The organism is Azospirillum sp. TSH58 (assembly GCF_003119115.1).
Classification (GTDB): Bacteria; Pseudomonadota; Alphaproteobacteria; order Azospirillales; family Azospirillaceae; genus Azospirillum.
This window is the reverse complement of sequence record NZ_CP022366.1, coordinates 234,229-246,466: the sequence shown is the minus strand read 5'-3', so window position 1 is coordinate 246,466 and position 12,238 is coordinate 234,229. Positions and strand designations below refer to the sequence as shown.

The 12,238-nt window shown below is 71.6% G+C and carries 12 protein-coding genes; all 12 read left to right on the top strand.

Annotation, left to right across the window (positions count from 1 at the left end; genetic code table 11):
- Positions 1-25: 25 nt before the first annotated feature.
- The 12 genes from TSH58p_RS19805 to TSH58p_RS19750 all read left to right on the top strand — a co-directional run bounded on the left by TSH58p_RS19805 (position 26) and on the right by TSH58p_RS19750 (position 12,232).
- On the top strand, positions 26-403 hold the full coding sequence (locus TSH58p_RS19805) for a Rid family detoxifying hydrolase (protein WP_040138336.1): 378 nt from the start codon (positions 26-28) through the stop codon (positions 401-403).
- 7 nt (positions 404-410) lie between these two features.
- On the top strand, positions 411-1,562 hold the full coding sequence (locus TSH58p_RS19800; protein ID WP_109068440.1) for a PLP-dependent cysteine synthase family protein: 1,152 nt from the start codon (positions 411-413) through the stop codon (positions 1,560-1,562).
- Between the two features lie 77 nt (positions 1,563-1,639).
- Entirely contained in the window at positions 1,640-2,149 is a 510-nt protein-coding gene (locus TSH58p_RS19795) for an L-2-amino-thiazoline-4-carboxylic acid hydrolase (protein WP_109068441.1), read from the top strand.
- A gap of 31 nt (positions 2,150-2,180) precedes the next feature.
- Positions 2,181-3,326, top strand: a complete 1,146-nt coding sequence (locus TSH58p_RS19790; protein WP_109068442.1) for an ABC transporter substrate-binding protein — start codon at positions 2,181-2,183, stop codon at positions 3,324-3,326.
- A 128-nt stretch (positions 3,327-3,454) separates the two neighbouring features.
- A complete protein-coding gene (locus TSH58p_RS19785) occupies positions 3,455-4,372 on the top strand; it encodes a branched-chain amino acid ABC transporter permease (RefSeq protein ID WP_109068481.1) in 918 nt (305 codons plus the stop codon).
- Positions 4,353-5,420 (top strand): branched-chain amino acid ABC transporter permease, encoded by a 1,068-nt coding sequence (locus tag TSH58p_RS19780; protein ID WP_109068443.1) that lies wholly within the window; start codon positions 4,353-4,355, stop codon positions 5,418-5,420. Before TSH58p_RS19785 ends, TSH58p_RS19780 begins: the two co-directional genes overlap by 20 nt.
- Positions 5,421-5,428: 8 nt before the next feature.
- Positions 5,429-6,196: an ABC transporter ATP-binding protein gene (locus TSH58p_RS19775; RefSeq protein WP_094307113.1), complete on the top strand. Its 768-nt coding sequence runs from the start codon at positions 5,429-5,431 to the stop codon at positions 6,194-6,196.
- The gene (locus TSH58p_RS19770; RefSeq protein WP_109068444.1) at positions 6,186-6,920 is read left to right on the top strand and encodes an ABC transporter ATP-binding protein; all 735 of its coding nucleotides are present in this window, start codon (positions 6,186-6,188) and stop codon (positions 6,918-6,920) included. The genes TSH58p_RS19775 and TSH58p_RS19770 overlap by 11 nt, the downstream gene beginning before the upstream one ends.
- A 21-nt stretch (positions 6,921-6,941) precedes the next feature.
- On the top strand, positions 6,942-7,466 hold the full coding sequence (locus tag TSH58p_RS19765; RefSeq protein WP_109068445.1) for an L-2-amino-thiazoline-4-carboxylic acid hydrolase: 525 nt from the start codon (positions 6,942-6,944) through the stop codon (positions 7,464-7,466).
- The gene (locus TSH58p_RS19760) at positions 7,463-8,662 is read left to right on the top strand and encodes a M20 aminoacylase family protein (protein WP_109068446.1); all 1,200 of its coding nucleotides are present in this window, start codon (positions 7,463-7,465) and stop codon (positions 8,660-8,662) included. The genes TSH58p_RS19765 and TSH58p_RS19760 overlap by 4 nt, the downstream gene beginning before the upstream one ends.
- Complete coding sequence (locus TSH58p_RS19755; RefSeq protein WP_109068447.1) at positions 8,659-9,963, top strand: FAD-binding oxidoreductase; 1,305 nt, start codon at positions 8,659-8,661, stop codon at positions 9,961-9,963. Before TSH58p_RS19760 ends, TSH58p_RS19755 begins: the two co-directional genes overlap by 4 nt.
- A 148-nt stretch (positions 9,964-10,111) precedes the next feature.
- Positions 10,112-12,232 (top strand): tetratricopeptide repeat protein, encoded by a 2,121-nt coding sequence (locus tag TSH58p_RS19750; RefSeq protein ID WP_109068448.1) that lies wholly within the window; start codon positions 10,112-10,114, stop codon positions 12,230-12,232.
- Positions 12,233-12,238 lie beyond the last annotated feature (6 nt).

The following is a 12,238-nucleotide window of genomic DNA, read 5'->3' as shown; positions in this document are numbered from 1 at the left end:
GGCCAGAACAGGAAAGATCAGGATGATGACCGACACCATCGCCACGGACAAAGCCCCCGCCGCCATCGGCCCCTACGCCCAGGCCCGCGTCGCCGGGGGGCTGCTGTTCGTCTCCGGCCAGCTGCCGATCGACCCGGCCACCGGGGCCTTCGCCGGCCCGGACGCGCCCACCCAGGCGGCGCGCAGCCTGACCAACATCGCGGCGATCGCCGAGGCCGCCGGAACCAGCCTGGCCAAGGCGGTGAAGATGACCGTCTACGTGACCGACCTCACCCAGTTCAAGGCGGTGAACGAGGTCTACGCCGGCTTCTTCCAGGCGCCGTTCCCCGCCCGCTCGACCGTCGAGGTGTCGGCGCTGCCGCTCGGCGCGTCGGTCGAAATCGACGCCGTCATCGCGCTTTGAGGGTGACATGACCGCTTCCGCGCAGACCGTGCCGTTTCAACCCGGCGCCGGTTCGATCCGTCAACCGTTCCGCCTCGATTACACCCCGCTGCCCGAGGCCACCGGCCGCGACTGGACCCGGCGTGCGATCGAGCTGCTGGAGACCGAGGCGGCGCGGTCGCCCGACACGCCGCTGCTGAAGCTCGACGTTCCCGAGCTGGCCGGGATCGACGTCTACCTGAAGGACGAGTCGACCCACCCCACCGGCAGCCTGAAGCACCGCGTCGCGCGGTCGCTGCTGCTGTTCGCCATCTGCAACGGGCGGATCGGCGAGGGCACGCCGGTGATCGAGGCGTCGTCGGGGTCCACCGCGGTGTCGGAAGCCTATTTCGCCCGGCTGCTCGGCCTGCCCTTCCACGCGGTGATGCCGCGCGGCACCTCGGACGAGAAGATCGCCGCCATCGAACTGCACGGCGGGCGCTGCCACTTCGTCGAATCCTCCAAGGCGATCTACGCCGAGGCGGCGGCGCTGGCGGTGCGGCTGGGCGGCGTCTATCTCGACCAGTTCACCTACGCCGAGCGCGCGACCGACTGGCGCACCGACAACATCGCCCAGTCGATCTTCGGCCAGATGCGCAGCGAGCGCCACCCGGTGCCCGACTGGATCGTGATGAGCGCCGGCACCGGCGGCACCGCCGCCACCATCGGGCGCCACATCCGCTACCGCCATCTGCCGACCCGGCTGTGCGTTCCCGACGCCGAGCATTCGGTCTTCTACGAGAGCTTCGTCAACCGCGACGCCGCGCTGACCTGCGAGCGCGGGTCGCGGATCGAGGGCATCGGGCGGCCCCGCGTCGAACCGTCCTTCATCCCCGAGGTCGTCGACCAGATGATCAAGGTGCCCGACGTGGCGTCGCTGGCGGCGATGCGGGTGCTGTCGCGGCGGCTGGGCCGGATGGTCGGCGGGTCCACCGGGACCAACTTCTTCGGGCTGTGCTGGATCGCCGGACGGATGCGCGACGCCGGGCGGGCCGGGTCGCTGGTGACGCTGATCTGCGACTCCGGCGAGCGCTACCGCAACACCTACCACGACGACGCCTGGATGGGGCGGGCCGGTTTCGACACCGCCGCCGACGAGGCGCGGATCGAGGCCTTCCTTCAGGGCGGCCCGTCCCTCTGATCCAAAAAAACAAGCGCTTTCAAAAAACAAAAATCGCCACCGCAAGACACTTGGCAGAAAAACAGGAGCATTCACCGATGGACGAGTTTCGCACACTTCTGCGCAACGCGATGAAGAGCCGCGCGATGGTCTATGAGGCGGCCTTCGACGAGATGCGCAAGGAGATCGGCGAGGAGAAGGCCCGGGAGATCATGGCGCGCACCATCTACCGCCGGGGTGCGGCCATCGCCCACAATTTCGCGCCGCACGCCCCGGCCGATCTGGCCGGCCTGCGCGACTCCTTCCTGAAATTCATCCCCGACGCCGAGGTCCAGTTCGGGCCGGAGGTCGTGCGCTGCACCGACGAGGTGCTGGAGATCCGCTTCCACACCTGCCCGCTGAAGGAAGCCTGGCTGGAGGCCAACCTGCCGGCGCAGACGGTGGAGACGCTCTGCGAACTCGCCGGAGCGGTCGACAAGGGCACCTTCGAGACCGCCGGCTTCGAGATCGAGGTCGACACCTGGAAGCCGGGCCGCAGCACCTGCTGCCACCTGACGATCACGCCGGGCGCCGCCGCCCCGGCCGCCGATCCGGCCGCCGCGCACTGACCGTCCAGCCTCGTCGACAGGGGAACCGATCATGAGGAAGCACACCGTTCTCGGCACCGCTCTGGGGGCCGTTCTGGGCGCCATGCTGGCCGCCACCGCCGGCGCCACCGCCGTCCAGGCCGCCGACCGCGAGATCGTCATCGGCTATCAGGCGCCGCTCAGCGGCGACCGCAGCCAGTATGGCGAGATGTTCCGCAACGCCGCCCAGATCAAGCTGGAGGAGTTCAACGCCTCGGGCAAGCTGGCCGGCGCCAAGGTCGCCATCACCTTCGAGGACAGCAAGGACGATCCCAAGGAGGCGCGCAACATCGCGCACAAGTTCCTCGACAATTCCAAGGTCGTCGGGGTGATCGGCGACTTCTCCTCCACCGTGTCGATGGCGGCGGGCGAGATCTACGCGGCGGAGAAGATGCCGCAGCTCTCCCAGACCGCCTCGCACCCGGATTTCACCAAGCTCAGCCCCTGGCAGTTCCGCAACATCACCACCCAGGCCTTCGAAGGCCCGTACAACGCCGACTGGATCATCGCGGCGGGCATGAAGACGGCGGCGGTGATCTACATCCAGAACGACTGGGGCATCTCGGCGCTCGACGGCTTCGTCAGCGGCTTCAAGGCCAAGGGCGGCAAGATCACCGCCACCGAGGCGTTCAACCCCGGCAACCGCGACTTCCGCTCCATCCTGACCAAGGTCGCCCGGCAGAAGCCGGACGTGATCTACCTCGCGATGTTCTACGAGGAGGGGGCCGCCTTCGCCCAGCAGCGCGAGCAGCTCGGCATCAAGATCCCGCTCTACGGCACCAGCTCCCTCTATTCGCCCAAGCTGATCGAGCTGGGGCGTGAGTCGGTGGAGGGGCTGCACCTCGCCACCACCTTCACGCCCGACAACCCCGACCCGGCGGTGCAGACCTTCGTGAAGGAGTACGCCGCGCGCTTCAAGACCGAGCCCGGCATGTTCGCCGCCCAGGCCTACGACGCGGTCGGCATCATGCTGGACGCCGTCGCCAAGGCCGGCCCGTCGGTGACCCGCGAGAGCCTGCGCGACGCGCTGGCCGCCACCACCGGCTATCCCGGCGTGACCGGCGCCACCAGCTTCGACCCCGTCACCCGCGAGCCGGCGAAGGCGCTGGCGAAGATGACGGTGAAGGATGGCCGCTTCCAGGTGGTGACCGGTCCCTGACCGGTCCCGTCTAAGGACGCCCTGGGGACGCCCCAGGGCTTTCCACACGATCCTCCTTTCGGGACACACGCCGTGGTGCGCGCTCCGCCGGGACCGGCGGGCGCGCTCCCCGAAGCCTGGAGCACGCCATGGTCTTCGATGTCTTCTTCCTTCAGCAGGTCATCAACGGCCTGTCCATCGGGTGCGTCTACGCCCTGATGGCGATCGGCTTCACGCTGATCTTCGGCGTCCTGAACGTCGTCAACTTCGCCCATGGCGAGGTCTACACCATCGGCGCCTTCGTCGGGCTGATGGTCATCACCGCGCTGGCCCCGCCGCTGCTGGCGGTGGTGCCGCTGGTGCTGGCGGTGGGTGCGGCGTCCGGCGTCGGGCTGGAGCGCATCGCCTTCCGCCCCTTCCGCCGCTTCACCGACGAGGCCAGCCAGAAGTCCCGCGCCATGCGCGAGGCGACGCTGCTCTCCTCGCTCGCCGTGTCGATCGTGACGCGCGAGATCATGATGCACATCTTCGGCGGCGACATGCAGGGCATCCCGTCCGGCTATCTGCTGCAGCAGCCGGTCGCCATCGGGCCGATCATGGTCGCCAGCGGCAGCCTGGTCATCTTCGCCACCTCCGCCGTCATGCTGGGCGCGCTGCAATTCCTGCTCTACCGCACCCAGACCGGTCTCGGCATCCGGGCCGTGTCCAACAACCAGCTCGGCGCCCGCTACGTCGGCATCAACACCGACCGCACCATCGTCACCACCTTCGCGGTCGGCTCGATGCTGGGCGCCACGGCGGGAATCCTGGTCGGCCTCTACGACGGCGCGATCTCGCCGCACATGGGCTTCGCGCCGGGCGTCAAGGCCTTCGTCGCCATGGTGATGGGCGGCCTGTCGAGCATCCCGGGGGCGGTCGCCTGCGCCCTGCTGCTCGGCGTGTCGGAAAGCATCGCGACCGAGTTCCTGTCGAGCGGCTGGAAGGACCTGATCACCTACAGCCTTCTGGTCATCACGCTGGTCTTCTTCCCGCAAGGATTGTTCGGACATGGACGTGAACGTGCCTGACGCCCGGCTGATGCCGGACACCCTCGCGCCGCCCGCCGCGTTTTCCGGGCGAGGCCGGCGGTTCGCCTGGACCCTCCTCCTTCTGGCGGTCGCCTTCGGCGCCGTGCCCGCCGCGATCGTCGGCACCGGGTCCAGCTACCTCGCCCAGATCGCCATCACGACGATGATCTTCGTGATCCTGTCGGCCAGCCTGAACCATGTGACGGGCACCGCCGGGCTGCTGTCGATCGGCCACGCCGCCTTCTACGGCATCGGCGCCTACGCGGCGGCGCTGCTGTCGACCAGGCTCGGCCTGCCCTTCGTCGTCACGCTGCCGGCGGCGGGGCTGATCGCCGCGCTGTTCGGCTTCCTGGTGGCGCTGCCGACCATGCGGCTGGTCAGCATCTACTTCGCCGTCGCCACGCTCGGCATCGGCGAGATGATCTACGTGGTCCTGCTGAACTGGGTGGACGTGACCCGCGGCCCGATGGGCATCCGCGGCATCCCGCCGATCTCGCTGTTCGGCTGGCAGGCCGACACGCTGCTCAGCCGCTATCTGGCGGTCGCGGTCATCGCCGTCGCCTGCGTCTGGGTGCTGCACCGGCTGACCCACTCCTACTACGGCAACGCGCTGCGGGCTCTGCGCGAGGACGACCAGTGCGCCGACAGCATGGGCATCAACGTGGAGCGGCTGAAGATCGAGTCCTTCGTCGTCGCCACATTCTTCGCCGGCATCGCCGGGGCGCTGCTCGCCCACACCTCCGCCTACATCGCGCCGGACAACTTCCGCTTCATGGAATCGATCCTGATCCTGGCGATGGTGGTGGTCGGCGGGCTGGGCAGCCTTCCCGGCGCGGTCGTCGGCGCCCTGTTCATGATCGTCCTGCCGGAGGCGCTGCGCGACATCGGCGATTACCGCATGATCGCCGTCGGGGCGACCATGTTCCTGTCCATCCTGCTGCTGCCCAAGGGCATGCTGGCCGAAGGCACCGCGCTGGGCTTCGTCCGCCGCTCCTTCTCCCGCGGCTGGGCCACCATCGCCGGCGGCACGCCCGTCGGCTGGAAGTGAGGCGGATCATGAGCAACACGCTTCTCTCCATCCAGGGGCTGACCCGGCGCTTCGGCGGCCTGCTGGCGGTCAGCGACGTCAGCGCGACCATCGCCAAGGGCGAGCTGGTCGGGCTGATCGGCCCCAACGGCGCCGGCAAGACCACCCTGTTCAACCTGATCACCGGCTTCACCCCGCCGTCGGACGGCACGGTGACCTTCGACGGGCAGGACGTCACGGGCCGCAAGCCCTGGCAGATCGCCCGCATGGGCATGGGCCGCACCTTCCAGAACCTGCGCGTCTTCCCGAACATGACGGTGTTCGACAACGTGTCGGTCGGGGCGGTCGGCGCCTTCGGCCAGTCGCCCTGGCGGGCGCTGGTCAACGGCGGCGCCCACAGCCGCGCGGTCAGCGAGCGGAGCTGGGAGGCGCTGGAGCGCGTCGGGCTGACCGCCCAGGCCGGGGACATCGCCGCCAACCTGTCCTACGGCAAGCGCAAGTACCTGGAGATCGCCCGCGCCCTGGCGACCGCGCCCCGCCTGCTGATCCTCGACGAGCCGGCGGCCGGCCTCAACGACACCGAGACGGCGGAGCTGGCCGACTTCATCCGCCGCCTGCACGCCGGCGGCGTCACCGTCCTGCTGGTCGAGCACGACATGGGGCTGGTGATGGGAAGCTGCAGCCGCGTCATCGTCCTGGCGTCGGGCCGCAAGATCGCCGACGGCACGCCGGAGGCGGTGCAGCGCGACCCCGCCGTCCTCGAAGCCTATCTGGGAGTGGAAGACGATGCCGCTTGACGGAGCACAGACCACCACCCGCCGCATCCTGGAGGTCCGCGACCTGACGGTGCGCATGGGGCCGCAGGAGATCCTGCGCGGCGTCTCGCTCGATGTGGCGGAGGGGGCCATCGTCGCCGTGCTGGGCGCCAACGGCGTCGGCAAGACCACGCTGATGCGCGCGCTGTCCGGCATCTACCGCACCACCGGTGGCGCCACCGTCTTCGACGGCGAGGACATGACCGACAGCCCCAGCCACGAGGTGGTGCGCCGCGGCCTCGCCCAGGCGCCGGAGGGGCGGCAGATCTTCGGCACCATGACGGTGCGGGAGAACCTGCTGCTCGGCGGGCGGACGCTGCGCCACGACCGCGCCGCCCGCATGGAGCGGATGCTGGAGCTGTTCCCCCGCCTGCGCGAGCGGCTGACCCAGAAGGCGGGATCGCTGTCGGGCGGCGAGCAGCAGATGCTGTGCATCGCCCGCGCCCTGATGTCGAAGCCCCGCCTGCTGCTGCTGGACGAGCCCTCGCTCGGCCTCGCGCCGATGGTGGTGAAGCAGATCTTCGACCTGCTGGTCCAGATCCGGAGCGAAGGCACCTCGATCCTGCTGGTGGAGCAGAACGCCCGCGCCGCGCTGCGCGTCGCCGATCACGCCTATGTCATGGAGGCGGGAAGGGTGACACTCTCGGGCAGCGCCGCCGATCTGGCCGCCGACCCGCGCGTGCGGGCGGCCTATCTGGGCGGCTGACGGAAAAAAAGGACCGCAGCGATGACCACCGACACCGAAAATGCCGCCCCCGCCCCGCTCCCCATCCTGGAGCGGCGGCGCATCGAGGCGGCCTTCGCCAAGGCGCTCTACGACCAGCTCCTGCCCGAGATCGGGCGGGAACGGGCGCGCGCCGTGCTGGCCCGCGCCATCGAGGTGATGGCCCGCGAGGCCGGCGCCGCCATGGCCGCCGAGGACCGCGCCACCCGCGGCACCGCCGACCTCGCCACCTTCCACGAGCGGCTGGCCCTGTGGACCGCCGGGGACGCCCTGCGGCTGGAGGTGATCGAGAGCGCGCCCGACCGGCTGGGCTTCAACGTCACCCGCTGCCGCTACGCCGAAAGCTACCGCGCCATGGGCGTGGAGGAGATCGGCGACATCCTGTCCTGCAACCGGGACGGCGAGTTCATGTGCGGCTACCGGCCCGACGTCCGCTTCACCCGCACCCAGACCATCATGCAGGGCGCCAGCCACTGCGACTTCCGCTACAGCCTGCCGGCGGGCGGACCCCAGGAGTCCCCGGAATGACCATCCCCGCGAACGTCCGCCCGCATCCCGCCGCCGAGGCCCTGGCCCCGGAGATGCGGCAGTGGCGGCACCATCTGCACGCCCATCCCGAAACCGCCTTCGAGGAGCACGAGACCGCCGCCTTCGTCGCGGACAAGCTGCGCGCCTTCGGGCTGGAGGTGACGACGGGGCTGGGACGCACCGGTGTGGTCGGCACGCTGAAGGGCCGCCGCCCCGGCACCCGCGCCATCGCGCTGCGCGCCGACATGGACGCGCTGCACATCCACGAGACCAACGGTTTCGCCCACCGCTCGGTCAATCCGGGGCGGATGCACGCCTGCGGCCACGACGGCCACACCACCATGCTGCTGGGGGCCACCAAGGTCCTGGCCGACGATCCCGACTTCGCCGGGACGCTGCACGTCATCTTCCAGCCGGCGGAGGAGAACGAGGGCGGCGCCCGCGAGATGGTCGCCGACGGGCTGTTCGAGCGGTTCCCGGTGGACGGCGTCTACGGCATGCACAACTGGCCGGGCCTGCCGCTGGGCCAGATCGCGCTGCGGCCGGGGCCGATGATGGGCAGCTACGACATCTTCGAGGTGACGATCCACGGCAAGGGCAGCCACGCCGCCATGCCGCATCTGGGCCACGACCCGATGACCGCCGCCGGCCATCTGCTGACCACCCTGCAGACCATTCCGGGGCGCAGCCTGCACCCGCTGGACAGCGCCGTGGTCTCCACCACCTGGATCACCGGCGGCGACACCTGGAACGTCATCCCGGCGGAGGTGACGCTGCGCGGCACCGTCCGCGCCTTCAAGGAGGGGGTGCAGGACGTGGTCGAGGCGCGGCTGCGCGCGCTGGCCGAGCACACCGCCGCCGCCTTCGGCTGCACCGCCAGCGTGCGCTACGAGCGGCGCTACCCGGCGACGGTCAACAGCGCCGCGGAGACCGCGCTGTGCGCCCGCGTCGCCGCGATGCTGGTCGGCGAGGAGAACATCGACCACGACCCGATGCCCTCGATGGGGGCGGAGGATTTCGCCTTCATGCTGAAGGAGCGGCCGGGCTGCTACGTCTGGCTGGGCAACGGGCCGACCGACGGCGGCTGTCTGCTGCACAACCCGGGCTACGACTTCAACGACGCCAACCTGGCCATCGGCGCCAGCTACTGGGTGGCGCTGGCCAAGACGCTGCTGGTGGAGGAGGGGACGCGATGAGCGCGCTTCTCAAGCCGCTGCCGGACGCGCCGCCGCCGGAGTCCCATTGGGCGGCGAGCGCCATCGCCGGCCCGGAGACCGCTCCGCTCGATGGGGCGCTCCGGGTGGACGTGGCGGTGGTCGGGGCGGGCGTCACCGGCCTGTCCACGGCGATCCATCTGGCCGAGCAGGGCGTCCGCGTGGCGGTGCTGGAGGCGCGCGAGCCGGGCTTCGGCGGGTCGGGCCGCAACAACGGCCAGATCATCCCGACGCTGTCGCGCCTCGACCCCGCCAACCTGACGGCGGCCTACGGCGAGGCCAAGGGATCGGCGCTGGCCCGCATGGTCGGCGGTTCGGCGGCGCTGGTCTTCGACCTGATCGAACGCTACCAGATGCGCTGCGACGGCGTGCAGAAGGGCTGGATCCAGCCGGCCCACCGGCCGGGCCGCATGGCGGCGGCCGAGCAGCGGGTCGCGCAATGGCGGGCGCTGGGGGCGGAGGTCGCGCTGCTCGACGCGGCGCAGACGGAACGGGCGCTGGGCACGCGCTTCTGGCACGGCGCCATGGTCGCCCCGACCGGCGGCCATGTGAACCCGCTGTCGCTGGCCCGCGAGATGGCGCGGGCGGCCCTCGGGCTCGGCGTTCTCCTCCACAGCGACACCCCGGTCGTGTCCATCGGGCGCGCCGGCACCGGCTGGACGTTGACCACGCCGCGGGGCAGCGTGACCGCCGACCGCGTCGTCCTGGCGACCAACGCCTACACCGACGATCTGTGGCCGGGGCTGCGCCGCTCCATCGTGCCGGTGCTGAACTTCCAGATGGTGACGGAGCCGCTGCCCGCCGCCCTGCGCGCCAGCGTGTTGCCCTCCGACATGGCGTGCAGCGACACCCGCGGCGACCTGCATTTCTTCCGCTGGACCGCCGACAACCGGCTGGTCTCCGGCTGCACGCTGGTGCGGTCGGCCGACGCCGAGCGGCGGGCGCGGGAGCGCACGCGCGAGCGCATCCGCCGCGTCTTCCCCCAGGCCGGCGACCCGGCCATCGCGCGGAGCTGGAGCGGCCATCTGGCGATGACCGCCGATTTCCGGCCCCACTTCCACGAGCTGGCGCCCGGCGTGACCGGGGCGGTGGGCTACAACGGGCGCGGCATGGCGCTGGGCACCGCGGTGGGCCGCGAACTGGCGCGTCACGCCATGGGGACGGGCGCGCCGGAGCTGGCCTTGCCCTTCACCCCGGTCAAGCCACTGCCCTTCCACGATCTGGTCACGCGCTTCTCGCGGCTCTACATGCTGCATCTGCGCCGGCTGGACCGCAAGGACTGAGGGGTGGGCGACAATCCCTCTCCCCAGAGGGGAGAGGGGATAGAGCAGGCGATGGCCTTGGGCGGAAACCTGCGGCGGTTGACAGTCCGGGGTGGCCCGGCCACTGTGGCGCCATCCCGAAGCGGCCCCACGCGGATTGCCCCGGCTCATGGCCACCGTCTCCGAAGCCCTGTCCATCGCGCTCGACCATCACATCGCCGGGCGCGTGGCGGAGGCGGAGACGCTCTATGGCCGGATCCTGGAGGCGGTCCCCGGCCATCCCGACGCCAGCCATCTGATGGGGCTGCTGCTCGCCCAGACCGGGCGGGTCGCGGCGGCGCTCGGCCATCTCGACGCCGCCGTGGCCGGCGATCCGGCATCAGCGACCCACCATCTCAACCGCGGCAAGGTGCAGGACGCGCTCGGGCAAACCGCGGACGCGGCGGCGAGCTGGCTCGCCACGCTGCGCCGGCAACCGGATCACGCGGAGGCGGCGGAGCGGCTGGCCCCGGCGCTCCGCGCATTGGCCGAGACCGCCTTTGATTCCGGCGCCCTGGCCTCCGCCGCGGCGATTTATGAGCGGGTGCTGGCCCTCGATCCGCAAAACCTCTCCGCCACCTTCGACGCGGCGATGGCCGCCAAGGGGCTGGGACGGCTGGACGAATCCGCCCGCTTGGCCGGACTCGCGGCCCGTCTCGACCCGACGCTGTTGCGCGCCCGCATGGCCGAGGCGGAGGCGCGGCAGGCGCTCGGCCAGACGGAGCAAGCCATTGCCGCGCTTCGTCCGGCACTGGCCCTGGACCCGGCGCAAGCGGGCGGCTGGGCCAGCCTGTGCCTGCTGCGGAGCGACTTGGGGCAGCGCGGCGCGGCGGTCGTCGCGGGTCGGCGCGCGGCGCTGGCGGCACCCTCCGACACCGGGCTGCTGGTCCGGCTCGCCGCCGCCCGGCAGATCGCCGAGAAGCCGCGCGCGGCGCTGGCGGCGGCGCGGCGCGGCCTGTCGCTCGACCCCGCCTCGGCGGAGTTGCACCTCGCCCTCGGCGCGGCGCTCGACGCGGTGTACGCCTTGGAGGACGCCGGGCGGTCGCTGGAGCGCGCCGGCCGGCTGCGTCCGGGCGACGCGGCGGCGCTGGCCGAGCGTGGTCGGCTGTGCGAGCGCGCCGGATTGGCGGAGCGGGCGGTGGCGCTGCTGCAACGGGCGCTGGCCATGCGTCCGGACGACGGGGACTCCTGGGTGGCGCTCGGCCGCGCCGCGCTGCGGCGGGGCGATGCGGCGAGGGCCGGCCGCGGCGCGCGTTGGGCGCTGCGGCTCACCCCCGGCCTCCCTGCCGGCCTGTTGCTGGCCGGCGCGGTCCGCGAGGCGCAGGGGGCCGACGGCGAGGCGCTGGCCCTCTATGACCGGGCGATCGCCGCGGCCCCGGGCGTCGGCACGGGCTTCTCGCGCCGGGCGATGCTGCTGCTGCGCCGGGCCGTGGGCGACGCCCCGCCGCCGCGCCAAGCGTCGGGCAAGCGGCGCCTGTCGGTGTCCACGCTCGGCCATGCCGGGCGGTTCGGCAACCAGCTTCTCCAATACGGGTGTCTGCGCGTCTGCGCGGAGCGGAACGGGATGGAGCTGGAAACGCCGGACTGGATCGGGCGCCATCTCTATGGTTTGGACGACCCGCTTCCCGGCCCGCCGCTGCCCAGCCTGCACGAGGAGGACTGCGGTGTTCCGGCGTTGCTGGACGGGCGGGTGCTGGCGAACGCGGACGGCCGCGACGTGGTCGGCTACTTCTGCGGCGACACCGCGCCTCTGGCCCCGCACCGCGCGCGGTTCCGCGCCCTCTTCACGCCGGTCGGGGCGGTGGCGGAGCGTGCCGCGGCGGCGCTGGACGGGTTGCGGGCGCGCGGGCGGACCCTGGTGGCGATCCATCTGCGCCGCGGCGATTTCGGACTGAACGACCGCTTCTGGATCGCGCCGGAAGGCTGGTATCTCGACTGGCTGGCCGAGACATGGCCGACGCTGGACCAGCCGGTGCTCTACCTTGCCACCGACGCGCCGGAGCTGGCGGAGCGCTTCGCCCGCTACCGCCCGGTCCTCGCCGGCGATCTGGGGGCGCCGTTGCCGGGGGCGGAGTTCTTCACCGACCACTGGATTCTGTCGCGGGCCGACCGGGTGGCCGTGTCCAACAGCTCCTTCTCGGTGACGGCGGCGATGCTGAACCCGGCGCTGCGCGCCGCCCTGCGTCCCGACCGAAAGACGGCGCGGCTGGTGCCCTTCGATCCCTGGAACGGGCCGGTTCTGCTTCCCTGACCGGCG

Excerpts from the sequence above, each read along its gene's own strand:
- TSH58p_RS19805 (WP_040138336.1), top strand. The coding sequence starts at position 26 with ATGACCGACACCATCGCCACGGACAAAGCCCCCGCCGCCATCGGCCCC.
- TSH58p_RS19800 (WP_109068440.1), top strand. The coding sequence starts at position 411 with ATGACCGCTTCCGCGCAGACCGTGCCGTTTCAACCCGGCGCCGGTTCG.
- TSH58p_RS19795 (WP_109068441.1), top strand. The coding sequence starts at position 1,640 with ATGGACGAGTTTCGCACACTTCTGCGCAACGCGATGAAGAGCCGCGCG.
- TSH58p_RS19790 (WP_109068442.1), top strand. The coding sequence starts at position 2,181 with ATGAGGAAGCACACCGTTCTCGGCACCGCTCTGGGGGCCGTTCTGGGC.
- TSH58p_RS19785 (WP_109068481.1), top strand. The coding sequence starts at position 3,455 with ATGGTCTTCGATGTCTTCTTCCTTCAGCAGGTCATCAACGGCCTGTCC.
- TSH58p_RS19780 (WP_109068443.1), top strand. The coding sequence starts at position 4,353 with ATGGACGTGAACGTGCCTGACGCCCGGCTGATGCCGGACACCCTCGCG.
- TSH58p_RS19775 (WP_094307113.1), top strand. The coding sequence starts at position 5,429 with ATGAGCAACACGCTTCTCTCCATCCAGGGGCTGACCCGGCGCTTCGGC.
- TSH58p_RS19770 (WP_109068444.1), top strand. The coding sequence starts at position 6,186 with ATGCCGCTTGACGGAGCACAGACCACCACCCGCCGCATCCTGGAGGTC.
- TSH58p_RS19765 (WP_109068445.1), top strand. The coding sequence starts at position 6,942 with ATGACCACCGACACCGAAAATGCCGCCCCCGCCCCGCTCCCCATCCTG.
- TSH58p_RS19760 (WP_109068446.1), top strand. The coding sequence starts at position 7,463 with ATGACCATCCCCGCGAACGTCCGCCCGCATCCCGCCGCCGAGGCCCTG.
- TSH58p_RS19755 (WP_109068447.1), top strand. The coding sequence starts at position 8,659 with ATGAGCGCGCTTCTCAAGCCGCTGCCGGACGCGCCGCCGCCGGAGTCC.
- TSH58p_RS19750 (WP_109068448.1), top strand. The coding sequence starts at position 10,112 with ATGGCCACCGTCTCCGAAGCCCTGTCCATCGCGCTCGACCATCACATC.